A 19,687-nucleotide genomic window follows, 5' to 3' on the forward strand; every position below is an offset into this window, starting at 1 on the left:
GTCCCGTCGCCGTCCTGCAACAACCCTGGCTTCGAAACTCCACCGCCGCACCGTCCTGCGCAATGCAACTGCGTACTGCTGCCCGGCAGTTCGTGCCTCCGGGCCCTTCTTGATCTCGGCTACGAGAGAAACCATAACCGGACTGCCACCCAATGTCTACTCCAGCCAACATAGATTTTCGTGCACCCGACTGCGAGATAGTCACCCACGAACGGGACAGGGAACAGGCATACGAGCCTCCCCCGCGGCCGGGCAACGGGGCCAGTGGCATGTCTCCGGCACGGCGGCCGCCGTCTTTGAAATGGACCCCTTGCGGGCCCTTCGTACACCCCGTTGACGCTATGACCACGGTCACGCTCCAAGCCGACGTGCCTCTCAGCGGCGGACGGTGCCGCTGTTCGGTGTGTCGGTCAGGGCGATGCGTGCGGTGATGCGTTTGCCGACCGGTTCCTGCTCGGTGAAGAGCGACTCGGTGACTGCCTTGACGATCTCCAGGCCGTGCTGGCCGATCCTGTTGGGATCGGGGGCCCGGGCGGCGGGAACAGCCGGGTGGCTGTCCCAGACGACGATGTCCACGGCGCGGGTGTTGATGCGCAGTTCCATCAGAACGGGGCCGGGGGCGTACTTGAGGGCGTTGGTGACCAGCTCGCTCACCACCAGCTGGGTGAGGTCTCTGGCCCGTGCGGGCACGGGCAGGTGGTGGTCGGCGTGTGCCTGGTCGAGGAAGGCGACGGCGTGGTGGCGGGCTTCGGCGATGCGGGCGTCGCCTCCTTCCAGGGCGTAGCCGGCGCGCATCAGGTGCTCGTCCGGCTCGGTGCCGCCGTCATCATCGTCATGGGATGTCACTGGCCTCGCCCTCATTCCCCGTTTTACGCGCGCCTCTACCCCCGATCCCGTCTTACATGTCAGAGGCATGTTGTTCGGCACCTGCTCGAGCGTATGCGGCCGGGCTGTTGGGGCAGAATCGTCTGTGCACGCCCTCACCCGGGGCATCCTGAGCGCAGTTGAGGAGACGGTGAGCAACATCGAGAAAGCGGAGCGGCCAGGCGGGCTCTCCGTCGAGCACAGCATGGTCGAGGGCGTGCGCGTCGTGACCGTGCAGGGCGAGATCGACCACGACGTCAAGGAAGTGCTCAGCGAAGCCCTGCTGCCCAGGGACGGCACAGCACCCCCGTCACGGATCGTGGTGGACCTCAGCGGCGTGACCTTCATGGACTCCAGCGGCATCAACGTCTTCGTCGCCGCCCACCAGGCCGTCAGCGGCAACGAGGGATGGCTGCGTATCGCCGCCGCACAGAAACCCGTCCTGCACGTGCTGCGACTGGTCGGCATCGACGCCCTCATCACCTGCCACCCCACCCTCGAGCAGGCCCTCGAACCCTGACCGTCCTACCCGGGCCGGTCCGCAGCATTCTCCTGGCGTAAGTGCCGCTGCACGGCTGCCTCCAGCTCCGGGCCCACCGGCTCCGCCGGCGGTCGCCCCGGCGCCCGGCCGATCACCGATGCCGCGACCGTGTGCAGCTTGATGTCGGTGTGGCGGGAAACCTCGCCGCATCAAGCTGCTCGAGCTCCAGATGTTCGGCCGCGCAGACTCCGCCCTTCTCCGAAGCCAGTCCCGCGCGCGCCATGACTCGGGCTGTCCGCTCAGAGACCCAGCCGCGCCGGCCTGGCCGGAACACCAGAGGTGATCAATGCTGTCAAAGGTGTCGCAAGGTCGCGGGGGGAGAAGAGATCGGCACCGGCATAGGAAGCGACTTCACGCGGGTGCCACCAACGCAGACCGCTGATGTTCTCCGCAGCAAGCTGCTCGGCGGACAGTGTCCCGCGCGGAGTGAACTGGGCGGTGCGCACGAGAAAGTAGTCGTTGACGATCCCGTCGTAGCCTGGGGCATGGCCTGCCACGACTTCCTGGTGCCACACGTGCGGCGGATCGGTCTCGACCGACAGGCCCACCTCTTCCCGCAGTTCGCGGCGCAGTGCGGCAAGCGGTGTCTCGCCCGGCTCGATCCCTCCGCCGGGAGCTGCCCACACCACCGTTCCCGCTGGTTCTGGAATCGTGTGCCGGCACAGAAGGATGCGGTCGGCCTCGTCCAGGACGACCGCGCGGACTGAATGACGCAGGTTCACAGACGGCATCCGCACACGCTAGCCGCCCTCAGCCTGGAGGGTGCGATGGAACAAGGTAGGCCAAGCCCAGTAGCTCACCGTCACCGACCACGGAAGTTGACCCAGAACCGGAACGGGCAGCAGATGGTCACTGTTTCGGGACGCAGACCCGAGGGCCGCCGCGTTCGCGTTGTTCACGAGTTGCGGCAGCACCGTTTGCCAGGTACTCAGTAGCGGTACGCGGCTGTCGCGATCTCGATGAACGATCGGATCAACGGGTTGGTGTCGCCCTGGTTCCACACCGCCACCACTCGGCTTGGCGCCATGTCCATCAGCGGCACCACGGCCAGCTCCGCGGGCAGCTCGTGCCCGAGCGGGGCCAGGCCGACCGTGCCGTTCCACAGCACGGCCTGCAGGCATTCCTGGACGACGCGCACTACTGGCCCCCCGCGCGGCTCGCCGCCGTTCCAGTACGACTGCCAGATCGGGTCGGTTCCCTGCGGGAACCGGAACCAGCGGCGGTCGCCCAGGTCGGCCAGCTGCAGTTGACCTCGGCGGGCCAGCGGATCGTCGGCGCGCAGGACCACGCCCACCGGATCGGTACGCAGCTCACGCAGCGTCAGGGCGGTCTCGTTGAACGGCGCCCGAGTCAGGGCGACGTCGACCAGTCCGGCGCGCAGCCCGCAGGTCGGGTCGGTCAGGTCGGTGTCGCGGATGCGGATGTCGATGCCGGGGTGGCTTCGACGGTAAGCGGCGGCCAGCCTGGTCGCTCCCGGGTCAGTGCTGTCGCCCAGGATGCCGACGGTGATGGTCGCGTCGCCGGCCGCGGCCGTCACGCGTACGCGGACGCGGTCGGCGTGCTCGAGCAGGGCCCGCGCCTCGTCGAGCAGTACTGCTCCCACCGGGGTGAGCGTGACGCCGACGGACGAGCGGGCGAACAGCAGGGCACCGACCTCGGTCTCCAACTGCTTGATCGCCCGGCTCAACGGCGGCTGGCTCATGTGCAGTCGAGTGGCGGCCCGGCCGAAGTGGAGTTCCTCAGCGACCGCCACGAAGTAGCGCAGGGTACGTAGGTCCACGCTGCAACGATACCCAAGCGGTATCGGCGTCGCGGAATGGGTCTTGGACAGGCGCGGGGCCCTGGCGGTGCACTCGGAGCATGACCGAAGAGGCGAACACCAGCGCACCGCAGGCCGACCCCGCCGTATCGGTGGTCGGTCCGACGACGGCGAGACGGTCGTCACGGACACCACGTGCATGCGCGTCCTCAGCGATGAGCCGCTACGCCACAGAGCCCGGCACCGACCTCAGCTGAAACCGTCGGGTTGACATCACCCGGCCGTCCTCCACCTGACCAGCGCAGCCGGGGCGCTCCCACCTTTCAGCTTCCGGGTCGCTTAGACAACGGCTCGGGCCTTCTCCGGGGATCGCCCTGGGAATCGACGGGTCACCCGCAAACCGGTGACCGTGGACGGGAATCATGAACATCGCGTATTGGATCGTCGCCGGACTGCTCGCCCTCTTCTACCTCTACGCAGGCGCGATGAAGGTTTTCCGTAGCCGAGATCAACTCCGCCCGATGATGGCCTGGGTCGATCGCGTGCCCCTGCCCGCCGTCAGGGCGCTGGGGGCGGTCGAGATACTCGGCGCGACCGGGCTGATCCTGCCGCCCCTGACCGGCATCGCACCCTGGCTGGCAATCGCCGCGACCATCGGGTTCGTGCTCCTGCAGCTCGGTGCGATCGCCGTCCATCTGACCGGCGAGGACCGCCGGATCACACTCAACCTCGGGCTCATCGCCACTGCGGCCGTGGTCATCTGGCCGGCCACCACCTGGCTGTGACCGAGCACATGGTGGAGGCCGGGAATCCATCTCCGTTCCGCCGCCCTTGGCAGACCGAAGACATGCCGTTGGGCCGAACGCCGACCTGCCGTGGTCGAGCTCATGGCCAGGGTCCGGATTCTGAAGAAGCCCGAGGAATACGGGCTTTTTCAGCCTTCAACCCGTGGGTGTTGCGCGGCATCCCGTGCTCTCGGGCGACCGGCTCGTGGATACGCGGGGCTGTGGCCTTGCCCGCGGCTCCGAGAGCGCCGGCTTGTGCCATCGAAGACTGCCTGCGCAGGGTGAAGAGGCCGCGGCCGGTCCGTCTCGAGGATGTCCAGTACGACTACCGCCCCGCTGTTCCTCGCCCCTCGGACGCCGTTTTGCCGGACCGGCAACAGGAGTGGCGGCACCGGGAGGCGATGGGCGACGGTGGGCCCGTGACCGACAACATTCCCGTACGACCGCCCGCGCCCGACGCCCCCTTGCCTGCCGACGGATACGTCGGAGACCCCGCGGTGCGGGCGGAGTGGGACAACCGATACGCCGACCGACAACAGCTGTGGAGCGGCCGGCCCAACGGTGCACTCGTGGCCGAGGTCGCCGGGCTCACACCCGGGCGGGTGCTCGACGTCGGCTGCGGCGAGGGCGCGGACGCCGTCTGGCTCGCGCGCGCCGGCTGGGACGTGACCGCGCTCGAGGTCTCGGGCGTGGCGCTGGAGCGGGCCGCTGGGCACGCGCGGGACGCCGGCCTCACCGTTCGCTGGGTGCACGCCGCACTGACGGAAGCGGCACTCCCGCCGGCCTCCTTCGACCTGGTCTCCGCGCAGTACCCGGCCCTGCTGCGCACCCCCGACGCCGCAGCCGAGCGAGCGCTGCTCGCGGCCGTCGCGCCCGGCGGCGTGCTGCTGCTCGTACACCACGCGGGAATGGACACCCGGCAGGCGCACGACACCGGCTTCGACCCTGCCGACTACGTCTGGCCCTCGATGGTCGCCGCTCTGCTCAACGAGGACTGGGAGGTGGAGGTGGACGAGCAGCGACCACGCGTGGCACCCGACGGCGGAGCCGGCGCGCACCACGACGACGACCTCGTGCTGCGGGCTCGTCGGCTGCGCTGAGTCTTTCTTCGGGCGTCACCGACGCGAACCCGGGCTTGGATCGTCAACTCCCCAGGACCACCCACAGCACTCTCCTGACCGCCGCCGGGCGGCCGGGCCGGTAGGCCCTGGCTCCCACTGCGGGGCCTCTCTCATCCCCTGGCCGCCCTGACGGTAAGCCACAGGTCCACCTCCGGCAGGATGGCTGCCGGACCAATCGAGGCGGCTCTCCGCCACGCCGTCCGCCGCGTTGTGTCAGGTGACCAGCAGGCGGTTGAAGAACGAACGGTAGTGGCGCAGTGCCTGGCGCAGGTCTTCGGTGTTCACCTGTTCGCCTCGGTTCCACTGGCCTTCGAGTTCCTGTTTGTGGTCGGCGAACGTGGCGGCCAGCCTCTGCATCACGTCGGCGACGAGAGCGTCGGCGGTGTGCACGGCGTCGCGCGGGTCGTCCACAAACCTGTCCTGCACTTCCTGCCAGCGGGTGCGGAACCCTTCCTCGTCGTCTGCGGTGAGGAGTTGCGGAACGTCGTCCTCGCCTTGGGCGTTCTGGCCCGTGGTCGGGGCCGGAGTACCTGCGGCGGCCTCCACGGGCTCGTCTTCGGCGGGCCTGCGCGGCGTGTCCGTGCTCTCACCGGGGAAGGTCGGTACATCGGCCTGCGGGCCGGCCGCGCCCTCCTGCATGGACCGGTCGCGAGGCTGGGCGAGGTCGTCGGTGGACAGGCCGCTCGCGGCGGCGGTGCCCCGTGTTTGTTCGCGTCGCATGTCTCCTCCGTTCCCGGACGCCTGGACGGTGTCCCGGCTCGGGTGGCGGGCTGCTCGCCGAGCCGTTCAGGCCCGGGCGTGGCGGGGTCGTCCGCCGTCGGCGAGCAACTCGTCGAACAGGGCGCGGTAGTGCACCATGGCGCCCCGCAACTGTTCGGTGGTCGCCTCGTGACGGGTGCTGAGCACGTCGACATCGTGGGCGGCCCGATAGTGCTCGAGTGTGCGGCCATGCTCGACCGAGAGGTCTTTGAGCTGTTGCCCGAAGTCCTTGGTCGGGTAGCCACGCTCGTGCATCAGCGAGGTCACCAAGCGGTCGGCGTCATGCACGGCGTCTTCCGGACGGTCCACGAACTCGTCCTGCACGTCGGTCCAGTCCCGCGTGTACCGATCCCTGACGCTGCTGTCCAGCGGCTTGATGGCCAGCGAGTCATGTCGCTTCTCTCGGGCCCTGAGCTCACGTTCGCCGGCCATGCGGCTGTCGGCGTCCTCCACCGTGCGCGTGTACTCCGGGCCGAAGCGCTCACGCAGCTTCCGGCGGCGCATGAGGAGGAAAACCGCGACGGCTGCCAGGGCGATCACCACCACGACGGGAACGATGATTGCCAGAAGTGTCCCTGTCGACATGGGCAGAACCCCCTCACGGGCGCGCAAAATTTTCTTATTATGCCGGTTCCCGACGTTTTGTCTTTGAAACGAGACGGGCGGGATCGTGCATGGGTGTGCTCGCGCCGACCGTGCCACCGCTTCCCGTTCACCACATCTGGCAGACAGTGCCTGCTGAGCGCGTTTGTCGGCCCGTGAGGGGCCGGATGGCCCGGGTGAGCGCCCCAGGCAGCCGGAATGGCACCGCCTGCTCCGCCGAAAGCCTCCGTGCACTGCCCCCGCACGGCGGATGAGAACGGAACCCCTCCTCAAGCCGCCGGCCGAGCCGGCCTGGCGCTCGGAATCGCGGCGAGCCTCGGGACTCGACTGGTGAGGCACTCCCGGCCTCCGTGCATGGACGGCGCGTAGGCTGGCCCCGGACCCGGTGATCACGTGCCTGGGCGCCCCTTCCGTCCGGCGGCCGAGAGGTCGGTGGCCCGGCTTCGCCGGTGAAGGCGGCCGGCCAGAGGACGGAGCAAGGAGGCGGCTCGATGGGCGGAGATACTCTGCGCTGGAGCGGATACCGCCGCATGCCGTGGAAGAACGGCGGCGGAACGACCCGAGAGGTCGCGTCGGGCGCCGTGCAAGGGCCTGCGGTCCCGGCGGAGATCGCGGACGGCATCGACTGGCGGGTGAGCGTCGCGGACGTGGACGCGGGAGGCCCCTTCTCCGCCTTTCCCGGGATCGACCGCGTGATCACCCTCGTCGAGGGCGAGGGCATGGTACTGACCGTGGACGGGACACCGCATCCGGTCGGGCGGTTGAGTCCCTTCGCCTTCTCCGGCGACGCGGGGACGGACTGTCGGCTGGAGGCGGGCCCGGTCCGCAACATGAATGTGATGACCCGCAGGAGCCGGGCTACCGCAAAGGTGCGGATCATCACCGTCGCCGCCGCCCGGGAGGCAGAGATGGCCTGCGCCGCGGGCGAGACCCTACTTGTCATGGCCGTCACCGAGGGGATCGCCGTCGGCGGACCGGACGGACGCGAGACCACGCTCGGCCGTCTCGACTGCGTGCGTCACGAAGGCCCGGCGGTGCTGACACTGCGGGGCGACGGCACGGTGGCCGGGACCAGGATCACCGCGGCCCGCTGACGGCAGGAATCGGCGCCCGCCCGGTCGTCTCGTGCTCCCGCGCCGACTCCTTCTCGCCCCGAGCCCCGGAAGAACACGCCCCGGCCCATGAAGCGGGGAGGGGATCAGAGGAGTTGACCCGAGAACGGTCCGTACGAAGCGGTCCAACGAGGACGTCTTCGCCCAGCACTGGCTGTCCGCCGCAGCCGAGGCGCAAACTTCCGAGCCCAGTTGCCGCGTGACGGTCACCATCGGCCCGTACTCGGACATCGTCGTCCGCGACGACATGTGACCACACGGTCGGGAAGCAACCAACCCGTTCCTGACGCGGTGGCGCCGCCTACCGGAAGTACGCCGTGTCGTTGTAGCTGACCGATACCGGCTTCGGCTTCTCCCTGCTCAGTGAGTTCCGGGCCCCGCTGCCCGAGTCGCCTGCGGGCCGCGTGGTGATCGACTCAAGCGGAGCCCAACCGGAGAAGAACGGCGGTGTCGGCGCGCGGCAGGGAGACAGTGAGCTCCCCGGCAGCCGCGTCCCACTCCGCGGTGGCATCGGCGGTCATGGGTTGCAGCACCGTGGGGCTTACGTGAGCGCCCGCCAGATGGGGGATGGTGAGCGTACGTCTGCCGGCTTGCCCGTTTCGGCCGTGCGGGCTCAGAGCGGCTCGGCTGCCGCCCCTGCCCGGCTCCCGTCTCCAGACCGTGAGGTAAGTGGAGTCCTCGCTCCGTAGTCCGTGGGCGATCCACTCGTCCTGCCAGGCGGGGAGTCCCAGGGGCCAGAACGGGTGGGCGTCGGGGATGTGCGGCCGGATGTCCTTGTAGACGGAGATCGCCGAGCGGACGAGGTCGAGTTGTTCGTGGCTCATGCGGTCGAGGAAGCCGGAGAGGTGGATGCGGCCGAGGAGTGCGCCGGTGAGCGTGAAGGCGATCTGGTCGAGGCTGTGGTCGGGCTGGGGATAGGCCCACACGGCTGCCTGTTCGGGTGTGGCGGCGGTGGCGGCCGCGGCGGCGATGGGCGGGTAGCGCTGCGGGTCCTGCTGGTCGCTGGTGGACTGGATCTGCGCCACGGCCAGCTGTGCGTAGTCCATGCGCAGACCGCCTGAGCCGCAGTTCTCCAGGACCAGTGCGGGGTGCCGGTCGAGGAGGGAGGCCATCCAGTCGAGGTGGGCGCGGTGGTGTCCGAGCAGTCCGGCGCCCGGGCTTTGGGTGCCGTTCTCCGTGCCGGGGCCGATGTTGATGTTGTAGTCGAGTTTGAGGTAGCCGACGCCCCACTCGCCGACCAGCCGGTTCACGACCTTGTCGAGGTGGGCGCGGGCCGCGGGGTGGCGCAGGTCGAGATGGTGACGTCCGTGTTCGGTCACCCGCATCCCGCCGCGCTGGAAGAAGGCTTCGGGTGGCAGGGTGTGCGCCAGGGGGCTGCGGACGCCCACGACCTCGGGTTCCAGCCACAGTCCCGGGGTCATTCCGTGTCGTCGGATGGCGTCCAGGACCTTCTGTATGCCGCCGGGGAAGCGGTTGGGGGCGGGTTCCCAGGCGCCGACGGAGTCCCACCAGCCCTGGGCGTCGTCGTCGTACCATCCTGCGTCGATGACGAAGACCTCGGCGCCGGCCGCGCTCGCTGCTGTGATGAGGGGCAGGAGTTTTTCGGTGGTGGGGTCGCCCATGAGGGTGTTCATGTAGTCGTTGTAGATCACTGGGAGGGTGTGCAGGTCGGGGTGGTCGCGGCGGATGCTGCGGCGGTAGTCGGTGAGTTCGCCGAAGGCGGCGTCCAGGCCGCCGGTCCGGGTGTGGACGAGGGCGGCGGGGACGGTGTGGAACTCCTGGCCGGGCTCGAGGGTGTGGTGCCACTGGTGGTGGGCGTCGTCGGGGCCGAACAGTGCGGCATAGGCCGCGCCTTCGCGTTCGCCGGTTTCGAAGCGCCAGCCGGCGCTGGACTCGATCTGCCAGAGCCAGGCCCGGTCCTCGTGGTCGGTGAGGGCGCCGATCGGGAGGTGGCGGCCGGTGGACCAGCTGCCCTGCGAGTAGCGCTCGAAGCAGCCGCGTCCCTCGTGGCCGTGGGCGGGCCGGCTCAGGGGGACGGCCTGGTCGCGGAAGGCGGCTTGGCGCCAGCGGCATTCGGCGAGCCAGTCGTTGTCCGCCCAGTGCAGGGTCAGGCCGTCGAGGCCGCCGTCGGCGTCGACGATGCCGCCGAGGGTGAGGGTGGTCACGCTTTCCAGTCGCAGCGCTGTGCTGCCCTCGTTGACCAGGCGCACCCGGGAGCGCAGGAATCCGGCCCCCGGACGGGTCTCCAGGCTCACGTCGGCGGCCAGGCCCGTCGCGGTGTCGGCCAGCCGGATCGTCGTGCGCTCCCGGTGTGCGTGCTGGAGCGTCTCGTGGCCGCGGTAGGTCAGGCGGTGGCCGATGGCTGTCTCGATGAAGCGTTCTCCCGACCACAGGCGTCCGTGCCCGGTGGCGGTCACCTCGACGAGGGGCACCAGGCGGTCCCAGTTCTGGCCGGGCATGCCCAGCCTGACCGAGCCGGTGGGGTCCACCACGGCGTGCAGCCCGAGCTCCGGATGCGACCAGACACGGGTCCTCTCAACTGTTGCGGCGGCAGCGGTCAACGCGTTTTCCCTTCCGGAACGGTTCGGTACTGCGGTGGCTCGTGGGGTCTGAGCTGGTCGTTCGCGCTCGGAGGGCGGCGGGTGGGGCGCGTCGGTGCATGTGTTGGGGGAGTGAATCCCGGGTTACGGGCTCTTGACGCCCACGTTGTGACCGCTCACAATCCTCGCATGTCTGTGACCGGTCACACAAGTTCCGGTAGCTATCCCGCCCCTCCTCAAGGGCAGCAGAAGGCCGCCAGCATCCGCGATGTCGCCCAGGCGGCAGGCGTCTCCTACCAAACCGTCTCGCGGGTCATCAACGGCCATCCGAACGTCAAGGAAGAGACACGCCGGCGGATCGAGGCGGCCATCCAGATCCTGGGATTCAGGCGCAACGCCACCGCGTTCGCCCTGGCCAGCGGCGTGACCCGATCGGTCACTGTCCTCACCTCGAACACCGTCCTCCACGGCTACGCGGCCACCCTGCAGGTACTGGAGGAGGCATCCCGCGCCGCCGGGTACGCGCTCGGCGTGCGGGTCGTGACACCCGAGGACGACCCGGACCGGACGATCGCCTCGACCGTCGACACCGGTGGCGGCCTGGTGGTCATCGGCTTCGACCGTCTCGGCGCCGCCGCACTGGATCGCGTACCGGCGCATGTGCCGTGCGCGGCGGTGGTGGAAGCGCCGGCGCCCGACCGGACACCCGGCCGTCCGGCGGTGTGGGCCGACGACCGGGAGGCGGCCCGTACCGCCACCGCACACCTGCTGGCGCTCGGCCACGAAACCGTGCACTATGTGGCGATCCCTGCCTCCACCGGAACCCGGCGGACGGCGGCACCCCGCGCCGAGGGCTGGCGTCAGGCCCTGCGCGCGGCCGGCGTGACCCCTCCCCCGCCGTCGGGCAAGGCGTGGGACGCCCAGGCCGGATACGAGGCCGGGAAGAAGCTCGCCCAGAGCCCGGACGTCACCGCGATCCTGTGCGGCAACGACGACCTGGCGCTGGGTGTCCTGCGGGCCCTGCACCACGCGGGCCGACGGGTCCCGGAGGACGTCAGCGTCATCGGGTTCGACGACGCCCCGCACTCCGCCTTCGCCACCCCGTCCCTCACGACGGTCCGGATGGACTTCCACGGACTGGGGCGTGCCGCCTTCGGCCTCCTGCACGCCCAACTCGAATCCGACCCCCACAGACATCCGCCGGTGCCTGCCGAACCCACCCTCGTCGTGCGAGAGAGCTCCGGACCGCGGGCCACATGAACCGGACCCGGCACTCGCCCTCCCCCTGCCTCTCAGCCGCCCTGCCCCGCGGCTGGCGCCCCATCTCCGCAGCCCCGCCCCGCCCTGCCTCTCCGCACCATCAAGGATCTCGCCATGAGAAGAGCCGTCTCCGTCCTTGTCACCGCCTGCATCGTCGGGCTGACCGCCACCGCCTGCAGCGACACGAGCGGTAACAGCACCGGCGCCGCACCCACCGGATCGGTCGACGCCACCGCCTCTCTCAAGGGCGTCAACCTGACCATGTGGGTCGCCCAGAACAGCGTCGCGGAGCCCAAGCAGGCCATCGAGGCCTTCGAGAAGGCCACCGGCGCGAAGATCACCACGGAGGTCATCCCCGACCCCTACGAGTCGAACGTCCCCACCAAGCTCGCCTCCGGTGACAAGCCCGACCTGATGTTCTGGCAGCCGACGGCCAGCACCCTGCCGTTCATCCAGCCGGCCAAGAACCTGCTGCAGCTCGACAACGAGGACTGGGTCTCCAAGCTCGGCAAGACCGAGCAGAGCCTCGGCCAGGTCGACGGCCACCGCTACGCCGCCATCGTCACCAGCCCCGCGGTCCTCGGCGTCTACTACAACAAGGGCGTCTTCGAGAAGGCCGGCATCGACAGGATGCCTACCAGCTACGACGACATGCTCGCCAAGGCGGCGCAGATCAAGGCGAAGGTGCCGGGTGTGGCCCCGTTCTTCGAGGTCGGCGGCGACAAGTGGCCGCTGCAGTGGCAGGTCCAGGCCCAGATGACGGACCTGCCCCAGTCGTTCTGGGACGACCTGAACAAGAACAAGGACTCCTGGACCAACAAGACCATCGTCGGCGCCATCACCAAGTACAAGACGAAGATCCTCGACGGCGGCCTGGCCCAGAAGAACTACAAGACCGCCACGTTCGTCGACCAGGGCAAGGCGATCATGGACGGCACCGCCGCGATGGCCCTGAACGTCACCGCGCTCCAGTCCCAGATCCAGGCCACCTCCAGCACGCAGGAGATGGACAAGAAGCTCGGCTGGTTCCCCATCGCCAACAGCGCCGCCAACGCCGAGTACTCGCCCGACCAGACCAACGGCGTCGTCGCCTTCAACACCGGCGACACCAAGCGTCAGAACGCCTCGCGGCAGTTCATGTCCTTCTGGCTCGGCCCGGACTACCCGGCCTACATCAAGGCCAACAAGCTCGTCTCGGTGGAGCCGTCCGTGCCCAACCCCATCGGCCTGCCGCAGACCGCACTCGCCCAGTCCCATGCACTGGCCACCGCCACGGGTGTCTTCCAGGTCAACGCGTTGACCGCCCCGGACATGCACCTGGCCCTCGCCGACATGATCTACGGCAAGAAGACCCCGCAGCAGGTCGCCCAGACCGCCGAGGACCAGTTCACCCAGGTCCTCAAGGCACGCGGCATCTCCGGCTTCTGACCGGCGCCCGCCTCTTCCTGCCCCTTTCCCCGGGCCGCCCGTCGGCGGCGCGTCCGGGGCCCCGTACCGGAGGTTGAAAAGTGGCGAACACAGCCACCATCGGCGTCAGTGACGCCCCGCACGCGAAGGGACCGGACCGGCCCGCGCGTCACGGCCGCCGCCCGCGCCGTCGCCGCAGGGCCAACCAGCCGTGGTGGTTCGCGGTGCCCGCGCTCGCCGTGTTCGGCCTGTTCTTCCTGCTGCCGAACCTGCTGAACTTCGTCTACCCGTTCACCGACTGGTCGGCGTTCCACCCGCGGATCAGCTTCGCGGGCCTGTCGAACTTCAGCACCATCCTGCACGACGGGTCGATGGCCCGGGACATCCGCATCACCCTGGAGTACGCGGTCCTCGTAGCCGTCTTCCAGAACGGCTTCGGTCTCGGTCTCGCCCTGCTGCTGGAGCGCGACAGCCGCTTCAACCGCTTCTTCCGAGCGGTCTTCTTCCTGCCCGTGCTGATCTCCGCCCTGGCCGTCGGCTACATCTTCCGGGCCCTGCTCGCCCAGGACGGGGCGCTCAACAGCGTGCTGTCCTCGCTCGCCGGACACCCCGTCGACACCCCGTGGCTCGGCTCGACGACCTGGACCCTGGCCGTGGTCACGCTCATCCACGGCTGGAAGTGGATGGGCCTGGCCATGCTGATCTACCTGGCGGGCCTGAAGAGCATGCCCGGTGACGTGCTGGAGGCCGCCCGCATCGACGGGGCCGGTTCCTGGCGCACCTTCTGGGCGATCCGCTTCCCCCTCCTCGCACCGGCGGTCACGTTCAACGTCACCACCGCGCTGATCGGCTCCATGAACACCTTCGACATCGTCCAGGCCACCACAGCCGGCGGTCCCGGCAGCGAGACCGAGGTGTTCAACATCTACATGTTCCGCATCTTCGGCCAGGGACTCTACGCGCAGGCGTCGGCGATGAGCCTGGTGCTCTTCCTCATCGTCGTGGTCCTCGCCGTGCCCGTCATCGTCGGCCTGCGCCGCAGGGAGAACAACCAGTGACCACCGTTACCGCGTTCGCTCCCGCGCACCGGCGCCCATCGCGCTGGATCCAGCCCGTCGTCGTCGTGATCGTCGCCGCCGTCACCATCGGCATCCCGCTGTGGCTGGTCGCGGTCACCTCGGCCAAACCCCAGGGCGAGGCCATCAAGCCCAACCTCGCCCTGCCCCACCACGTCCAGGCCGCCGCCAACTACCAGCAGAGCTTCGACGAGGGCAAGGTCGTCCAGGGCTTCGTCAACAGCCTCCTGGTCGTCGCCCCGTCGGTGGTCCTCGTCCTGCTCCTGGGGGCGGGCGCCGCCTGGGTGTTCGCCCGCCGCAAGGGGCGCCTGGTCAACGCCATGTACGCGCTGAGCATCAGCGGCCTGCTCCTGCCTCCCGCCGTGATCACCATCGTCATGGAACTGCGCCAGCTCGGCCTGGCCGGCACCCGGCCCGGCATGATCGGCGTCTACGCCGGGATGTACCTGTCCACCTCGATCTTCTTCATGACCGGGTTCATCCGCGCTCTCCCCGAGGAACTGGAGGAGGCCGCGCGCATGGACGGCGCAGGCCCGGTGCGGGTCTTCCTGCGCATCATCCTGCCGCTGCTGCGGCCGGTCATCGCCACCGCGACGATCATGGTGATGCTCTTCGCCTGGAGCGACATCTTCTACTCGTTCTTCGTCCTCGGCGGAGGAGCCAAGGCCACCCTGCCGCTCAATCTCTACCAGGTCGCCAACGCGCAGCTCTACCTCAACAACTGGCACCTGATCTTCGCCTACGTCGTGATGATGAGCCTTCCCATGATCCTCGTCTTCGTCATGGCCCAGCGCCGCATCGTCTCCGGCATCACCAGCGGCGCCGTCAAATAGCCCCGGGTGGAACCTGCCCGGGGTCAGACCCGCGAGCCCCCGCAACGGTGCGGGAGTCAAAGGACAGTCATGCCTCGAACACATCGCAGATCCGGACGCTTCCGCGGCCTCGTGGGCGCGGGCGCCGTCACCGCCGCCCTCGTGAGCACGGCGTTGACCATCCCCGCCGCGCAGGCCGCCACGCCGCAGCTGACCGTCGACCTCGCCCAGACCACCGGCGCGGTCATGCACGGCGCCAACGGAGCCCTGTACGGACTCAGCGACGACGGCGTACCCGGCGACAGCATCACCACCCCCCTGCACATGACCTCGATCGCGACGAAGGCGCCCGACGGCGCGCAGCACCCCAACGGTGACGCGCTGGTCGTCCAGCCGCAGTTCGCCCGGGGCGGTGGCGGCGACAACCTGATCTACATGCAGGACATCTACGTCAACTGGCCCTACGAGAACCTCGGTCTGAGCGACTACCTGGCCAAGGTCGACACGATGGTCCGCAAGGTCGCCGCCCGGCCCGACGCGGACACGTTCGTGTGGGTGCCGTTCAACGAGCCGGACGGCAACTGGTACACCGGTCTGGGCAGTTCCAACCCGACCACGTACACGAACGCGCTGAGCAGTTTCGAGAGCGACTGGACCACCGTCTACAAGAAGATCCGGTCGATCATCCCGGACGCCAGGATCGCCGGTCCCAACGAGACGCACTACGACACCCGCCTCATGGGCGACTTCTACCCGTGGGCGAAGGCCAACAACGTCCTGCCGGACATGACCACCTGGCACGAGCTGGACCCGGGGTCGCTGTCCCACTTCGAGGGCACCCTCAGCGCCTACCGGGCCATCGAGCGCAAGATCGGCATCAGCCCCCGGCCGGTCAACATCAACGAGTACGGCAACCGCCGCGACCTCTCGGTGCCCGGCCAGATGGTCCAGTGGATGTCCATGTTCGAACGGAACAAGGTCTATGCCGACCAAGCCTACTGGGACGTCGCGGGGAACCTGGACGGCAACGTCAGCCAGACGAACATCCCCAACGGCGACTGGTGGCTGCTGCGCTGGTACGCGGGCCTGACCGACAAGACCGTCAAGGTGACCCCGCCGCAGTCGAACGTCATCGACACACTTCAGGGCATCGCATCGCTGGACGCCCATGCCAAGCAGGCCCAGGTGCTCCTCGGCGGCGGAACCTCCGGCTCGGCCGACACCGTCATCCAGCACATACCGGCCTCCTTCGGCACCAAGGTCAACGTCTCCGTGGAGCGCACCGCCTGGAGCGGTTACGAGGGAGCGGCCCCCGCACCGACGGTGCTGGCCCGCACGACCTACGCCGTCGGCGCGGACGGCAGCGTCACCGTGCCGCTGACCGGCCTCGACCCGATGGCGGCCTACCGCATCACCGTCAACCCGGCCGGCACCGGCTCTCCCACCGCGGCCGACGTCCCCTGGTCCGCGACGTACGAGGCGGAGGACGCCGCCCTGACCAGCGGCACGGTCTACACCCAGGGCACGGTGTCCAACCCCTACGGCTACGCCACCTCGGGCACGAAGGATGTCGGCAGCCTGAACAAGGCCGACAGCAGGGCCGCCTTCACCGTCGACGTCCCCAGCACGGGCACGTACGACCTCGACGTGTTCTACGGCAACCAGTCCGGCGGACCGGCGACCCAGACCCTCACCGTCGACGGCGGTTCGGCACAGACGATCACCTACACGCCGACCCTGAACTGGACCTACCGTTCCATCGCCGGCGCCTCGGTGTCCCTGTCAGCGGGCAAGCACACCCTGACCCTGGCCAAGGGGACCAACGAGGTCACCCTCGACAAGATCGACCTCACCAAGGCCTCCGCCTCGGAGACCGTCTACCCGGCCACCTACGCCGACATCACCGGAAAGCCCTCCTACCACTACACCGACTCCGGCATCACGGGCGCGGGCGCTCTGCACCTGAAGACGGGCGACTCGGCCACCTTCGACGTCTATGCGCCGACCGACGGTTACCACACCGTCCACACGGACTACTCCTCCAAGGGAGGCGCCACCCTTACCCTGAACGGCACCGCCGTCGCTCTGCCGTCCACGAGCGGCGATCTCGCCGACCGGAGCACACGGCTGTACCTGTCCGCGGGCAACAACCGCGTCACCGCCGCCACGTCCGGGTCCAATCTGGACCTGAGCGACCTGCGCGTCGCCGCCGCCGGGGACACCTCGGGCGTCACCGCCTACGAGGCCGAGGACGGCACCCGCGCCGGAACCGCCGTCGTCGCCTCGGACACCTGGGCATCCGGCGGCAAGTACGTCGGCTACGTCGGCAACGGCTCGGGCAACACTCTCACCGTCAAGGTCGACGCCCCCGAGGCCGGGCGGTACGTCATGGCCGTCCGTTACGCCAACAACCAGGTCTCCGGCTCCGGGAACTACAACACCAACGTCGTCTCCCGCGCGGCCCGGATCAGCGTCAACGGCACCGCCCAGACGGTCATGTTCCGCAACAACTACAGCTGGTCGAGCTACTGGGACCTGCCCGTCCCGGTCACCCTCAGCGCGGGCGCCAACACGATCACCTTCGCCAACGCCGACGCCTACGCACCCAACATCGACCGCATCACCGTCGCGCCGGTCACCGGCTGACCGCCCGGCTCCGAGCGGGGCCCGGCAACGACGCCGGCCTCGCTCGGCCCCCACTTCCACAAGCTCCGCCCCATCCCGCCAACTTCGAGGACCTCGGCCGACATCGCCCTCCACACCATGGCCCTGTCACCGGCGGCCCCGCCGCCCCCACACCTCCCGCAACGCCACTACACCCGCGACCACGGCCCCGACGCCTACTACGCAACCCCACTTCCACGCCCGTCCTGTGACAACCGGTGTCCGCTGCGAGCCCGCCGCCCTTGTGTCACCAGGTTGTCGCCACGGAGCGCAGCGCGGTCCACGTCTCGCCTTCGCGGGCGTAGTCCATGGTGAATCGCAGCGGCCAGTCGGCGTGTGTGCCGTAGACCGTCGCCTCGGTGACGACGCGGCCGACGAGGCGGGCCGTGTCGCCCTCCACGTCGACGGCGACGTTCTTCTCGATCACGCCGTGATAGACGAACTGGCCGGCTCGCATCTGGGACAGCCACTCGGTCTTGGGCTGTTGGTACCCGGTGATGTGAGTGAGGGTGAAGCCGTCGTCGAGCAGGTCGTCCAGGGCGTCGGTGTCGCCGTCGGTCATCGCCCGCAGGTGGGCACGGTAGGCCGCCAGGACCTCTTCACGGGCGTTCGCGTCCGGGGATGCGTTCATGGGGGCTCCTGGCCTGGTGGGGGTCATTCGGCGGCTTGGCCTCGGGACAGCCGCACTTCCTCGATGTCGAGATGGCGCTGGACATGGCGCAGCACGGTGTCGTCGATCTGGTGGTCGTCGCGGAGGCGGAGCACCGTGGCGCGTTTGTGGGCGAGGAGAGCCAGACGCAGGGCGGTGTAGTGCCGGTGGTGGCGCAGGACGTCCTCGTCGTCGGTGGCCGTCTCGCCGCCGCCGGCGCGGACGACGAGCAGGTGGGTCTCGAACTCCTGGCGCATGCGTTCGGCGACCGCCGGGTCGGTGTCCAGGTCGTCGGCGAGTGTGGGGAGGGCCTTGAGGGCTTCCTCGGTGGCGGTCGTCTCGGCGAGGAAGCGTTCCTCCTCCACCGAGGTGTCGCGCGGCAGCCGGGCCCAGCGCACCACGGCCGGCAGCAGCAGTCCCTGCACGACCAGCGTGGTGACGATGACCCCGGAGGTGACGAAGACGATCGTGTCCCGGTCCGGGAAGGGCGCGCCCGAGTCGAGTGCCGTCGGCACCGACAGGGCCACCGCCAGCGACACCGCACCCCGGAAGCCCGCGATCGAAGTGACCACGCGGGCGCGGTAGTTCATCCGGCGCAGCCGCTGCTGCGGACGGCGGTCCAGCAGACGGATCAGGTACGGAACGGTGAAGTTGAAGGCGAAGCGCGCGGCGACGACCACGGCCGATACGGCCGCGACGGCGACGAGGGCATGGGTGAGGTCACTGCCGTGCAGTTCGCGTACGGCGGCCTGTGCCTGCAGGCCGACGAGGACGAACAGGGAGCCGTTGAGCACGAAGGTGGCCAGCGACCAGGCCTCCTCCGCCTGGCGTCGCATCGCCGCCCCTGCCACGCGCGGCCCGGCCTGGCTCATGATCAGCCCCGCGACCACGGCCGAAAGGACGCCGGAGGCGTGGATCAGCTCGGCGAGAAGATAGGCGGTGAAGGGGGTGAGGATCATGGCCACGTTGCCGAGCAGCGGGTCGTCGAAGACCCGCCGCGCCCTGATCACCAGCCACGCCGTCAAGGCTCCGGCCGCGGCCCCGCCGACGTAGGAGACGGCGAACAGTGCGGTGACGTGGGGCACGGTGAAGTGCTCCTCGCCGACCGTGATACCGACGGCCAGCCCGAAGACCACCAGCGCGGTGCCGTCGTTGATGAGGCTCTCCGCACGCAGCAGGGTGATGTTGCGGCGGGGCAGTGCCTTGGCGAGCACGCCGACGGCGGTCGCGTCGGTGGGGGCCACGGCCGCGCCCAGCACCCATGCCGGCCCCCAGGCCAGACCCAGTTCGTGTGCCACGGCCGCCACGGCTCCGGCGGTGCCGATGACCAGCACGGTGCTCATCAGGATGATGCCGCGCAGATCCCGCCGGATCTCCCGCAGGGAGGTGGTCAGGCTCTCCCAGTACAGCAGCACCGGCAGGAAGATGAGCAGGACCGCCTCCGGCGGAAGCTCCACCTCGCGCAGCGCGGGCACGAAGCCGAGCAGCGCGCCGAAGACCAGCAGTACGACGGGCGGTGCGATCCGGTAGCGGTCACCGGCGGCGTTGCCCAGGAGCACCGCCACGCCGAGGATCACGACGAGTTCGAGACCGATCACGGCATGGCTCCCCGCCGGGTCAGGAGCCGGATGCCCGACTTCGCGGCATCGTGGGGACTGGGATCACGGCGCTCGGGCATGGTCGGGTCGAGGGGCTCGCCGGACGACGTGTCGGCGTGGGCGTCGGCAGTGGACAT

The 19,687-nt window shown here is 69.4% G+C and carries 18 protein-coding genes; 9 read left to right on the top strand and 9 right to left on the bottom strand.

Annotation, left to right across the window (positions count from 1 at the left end):
- Positions 1 to 375: 375 nt before the first annotated feature.
- A complete protein-coding gene (locus tag ACIPFH_RS11330; protein WP_401825174.1) occupies positions 376 to 846 on the bottom strand; it encodes an ATP-binding protein in 471 nt (156 codons plus the stop codon).
- Between the two features lie 169 nt (positions 847 to 1,015).
- Between ACIPFH_RS11330 and ACIPFH_RS11335 the strand changes: the two genes are divergently transcribed.
- Complete coding sequence (locus tag ACIPFH_RS11335; protein ID WP_401825175.1) at positions 1,016 to 1,384, top strand: STAS domain-containing protein; 369 nt, start codon at positions 1,016 to 1,018, stop codon at positions 1,382 to 1,384.
- A gap of 260 nt (positions 1,385 to 1,644) precedes the next feature.
- Here the strand turns inward: ACIPFH_RS11335 and ACIPFH_RS11340 are convergent, their stop codons facing one another.
- Complete coding sequence (locus ACIPFH_RS11340; protein ID WP_401825177.1) at positions 1,645 to 2,136, bottom strand: NUDIX hydrolase; 492 nt, start codon at positions 2,134 to 2,136, stop codon at positions 1,645 to 1,647.
- A gap of 197 nt (positions 2,137 to 2,333) precedes the next feature.
- Positions 2,334 to 3,185, bottom strand: a complete 852-nt coding sequence (locus ACIPFH_RS11345) for a LysR family transcriptional regulator (RefSeq protein ID WP_401825179.1) — start codon at positions 3,183 to 3,185, stop codon at positions 2,334 to 2,336.
- 401 nt (positions 3,186 to 3,586) lie between these two features.
- On the opposite strand from ACIPFH_RS11345, the gene ACIPFH_RS11350 reads away from it, so the two are divergent.
- Positions 3,587 to 3,949 carry a DoxX family protein gene (locus tag ACIPFH_RS11350; protein WP_401825181.1) on the top strand — a complete coding sequence of 121 codons (363 nt, stop codon included), beginning with the start codon at positions 3,587 to 3,589 and terminating at the stop codon, positions 3,947 to 3,949.
- 419 nt (positions 3,950 to 4,368) lie between these two features.
- The gene (locus tag ACIPFH_RS11355; RefSeq protein ID WP_401825183.1) at positions 4,369 to 5,049 is read left to right on the top strand and encodes a class I SAM-dependent methyltransferase; all 681 of its coding nucleotides are present in this window, start codon (positions 4,369 to 4,371) and stop codon (positions 5,047 to 5,049) included.
- A 234-nt stretch (positions 5,050 to 5,283) separates the two neighbouring features.
- On the opposite strand, the gene ACIPFH_RS11360 is transcribed toward ACIPFH_RS11355, so the two are convergent.
- Both ACIPFH_RS11360 and ACIPFH_RS11365 read right to left on the bottom strand, forming a co-directional pair.
- The gene (locus ACIPFH_RS11360; RefSeq protein WP_401825185.1) at positions 5,284 to 5,790 is read right to left on the bottom strand and encodes a hypothetical protein; all 507 of its coding nucleotides are present in this window, start codon (positions 5,788 to 5,790) and stop codon (positions 5,284 to 5,286) included.
- A gap of 66 nt (positions 5,791 to 5,856) precedes the next feature.
- Entirely contained in the window at positions 5,857 to 6,414 is a 558-nt protein-coding gene (locus ACIPFH_RS11365) for a hypothetical protein (protein ID WP_401826802.1), read from the bottom strand.
- 509 nt (positions 6,415 to 6,923) lie between these two features.
- Between ACIPFH_RS11365 and ACIPFH_RS11370 the strand changes: the two genes are divergently transcribed.
- Positions 6,924 to 7,526, top strand: coding sequence for a HutD family protein (locus ACIPFH_RS11370; protein ID WP_401825186.1), 603 nt, complete (start codon positions 6,924 to 6,926; stop codon positions 7,524 to 7,526).
- 434 nt (positions 7,527 to 7,960) lie between these two features.
- Here the strand turns inward: ACIPFH_RS11370 and ACIPFH_RS11375 are convergent, their stop codons facing one another.
- Positions 7,961 to 10,105, bottom strand: a complete 2,145-nt coding sequence (locus ACIPFH_RS11375; protein ID WP_401825188.1) for an alpha-galactosidase — start codon at positions 10,103 to 10,105, stop codon at positions 7,961 to 7,963.
- 168 nt (positions 10,106 to 10,273) lie between these two features.
- Between ACIPFH_RS11375 and ACIPFH_RS11380 the strand changes: the two genes are divergently transcribed.
- From ACIPFH_RS11380 to ACIPFH_RS11400, 5 genes are all read left to right on the top strand, one after another.
- The gene (locus ACIPFH_RS11380; RefSeq protein WP_401825190.1) at positions 10,274 to 11,344 is read left to right on the top strand and encodes a LacI family DNA-binding transcriptional regulator; all 1,071 of its coding nucleotides are present in this window, start codon (positions 10,274 to 10,276) and stop codon (positions 11,342 to 11,344) included.
- Positions 11,345 to 11,458: 114 nt separating this feature from the next.
- Complete coding sequence (locus tag ACIPFH_RS11385) at positions 11,459 to 12,772, top strand: ABC transporter substrate-binding protein (protein ID WP_401825192.1); 1,314 nt, start codon at positions 11,459 to 11,461, stop codon at positions 12,770 to 12,772.
- Between the two features lie 80 nt (positions 12,773 to 12,852).
- Entirely contained in the window at positions 12,853 to 13,809 is a 957-nt protein-coding gene (locus ACIPFH_RS11390) for a carbohydrate ABC transporter permease (protein ID WP_401825194.1), read from the top strand.
- Positions 13,806 to 14,660 carry a carbohydrate ABC transporter permease gene (locus ACIPFH_RS11395; RefSeq protein WP_401825195.1) on the top strand — a complete coding sequence of 285 codons (855 nt, stop codon included), beginning with the start codon at positions 13,806 to 13,808 and terminating at the stop codon, positions 14,658 to 14,660. The genes ACIPFH_RS11390 and ACIPFH_RS11395 overlap by 4 nt, the downstream gene beginning before the upstream one ends.
- A gap of 69 nt (positions 14,661 to 14,729) precedes the next feature.
- Entirely contained in the window at positions 14,730 to 17,285 is a 2,556-nt protein-coding gene (locus tag ACIPFH_RS11400) for a CBM35 domain-containing protein (RefSeq protein ID WP_401825196.1), read from the top strand.
- Between the two features lie 265 nt (positions 17,286 to 17,550).
- On the opposite strand, the gene ACIPFH_RS11405 is transcribed toward ACIPFH_RS11400, so the two are convergent.
- From ACIPFH_RS11405 to ACIPFH_RS11415, 3 genes are read right to left on the bottom strand one after another with little or no spacing between them, the layout of a single operon-like run.
- Entirely contained in the window at positions 17,551 to 17,934 is a 384-nt protein-coding gene (locus ACIPFH_RS11405; protein WP_401825198.1) for a nuclear transport factor 2 family protein, read from the bottom strand.
- Between the two features lie 23 nt (positions 17,935 to 17,957).
- Positions 17,958 to 19,550, bottom strand: coding sequence for a Na+/H+ antiporter (locus ACIPFH_RS11410; RefSeq protein WP_401825200.1), 1,593 nt, complete (start codon positions 19,548 to 19,550; stop codon positions 17,958 to 17,960).
- Positions 19,547 to 19,687 (bottom strand): hypothetical protein, encoded by a 141-nt coding sequence (locus ACIPFH_RS11415; RefSeq protein WP_401825202.1) that lies wholly within the window; start codon positions 19,685 to 19,687, stop codon positions 19,547 to 19,549. The genes ACIPFH_RS11410 and ACIPFH_RS11415 overlap by 4 nt, the downstream gene beginning before the upstream one ends.

Source organism: Streptomyces sp. NPDC088157 (assembly GCF_044741545.1).
Lineage (GTDB): Bacteria > Actinomycetota > Actinomycetes > Streptomycetales > Streptomycetaceae > Streptomyces.

Bases quoted from the DNA above. Each gene is read 5' to 3' on its own strand.
- ACIPFH_RS11360 (WP_401825185.1), bottom strand. From the start codon at position 5,790: ATGCGACGCGAACAAACACGGGGCACCGCCGCCGCGAGCGGCCTGTCC.
- ACIPFH_RS11340 (WP_401825177.1), bottom strand. From the start codon at position 2,136: ATGCCGTCTGTGAACCTGCGTCATTCAGTCCGCGCGGTCGTCCTGGAC.
- ACIPFH_RS11370 (WP_401825186.1), top strand. From the start codon at position 6,924: ATGGGCGGAGATACTCTGCGCTGGAGCGGATACCGCCGCATGCCGTGG.
- ACIPFH_RS11400 (WP_401825196.1), top strand. From the start codon at position 14,730: ATGCCTCGAACACATCGCAGATCCGGACGCTTCCGCGGCCTCGTGGGC.
- ACIPFH_RS11365 (WP_401826802.1), bottom strand. From the start codon at position 6,414: ATGTCGACAGGGACACTTCTGGCAATCATCGTTCCCGTCGTGGTGGTG.
- ACIPFH_RS11415 (WP_401825202.1), bottom strand. From the start codon at position 19,687: ATGTCCACTGCCGACGCCCACGCCGACACGTCGTCCGGCGAGCCCCTC.
- ACIPFH_RS11405 (WP_401825198.1), bottom strand. From the start codon at position 17,934: ATGAACGCATCCCCGGACGCGAACGCCCGTGAAGAGGTCCTGGCGGCC.
- ACIPFH_RS11380 (WP_401825190.1), top strand. From the start codon at position 10,274: ATGTCTGTGACCGGTCACACAAGTTCCGGTAGCTATCCCGCCCCTCCT.
- ACIPFH_RS11350 (WP_401825181.1), top strand. From the start codon at position 3,587: ATGAACATCGCGTATTGGATCGTCGCCGGACTGCTCGCCCTCTTCTAC.
- ACIPFH_RS11385 (WP_401825192.1), top strand. From the start codon at position 11,459: ATGAGAAGAGCCGTCTCCGTCCTTGTCACCGCCTGCATCGTCGGGCTG.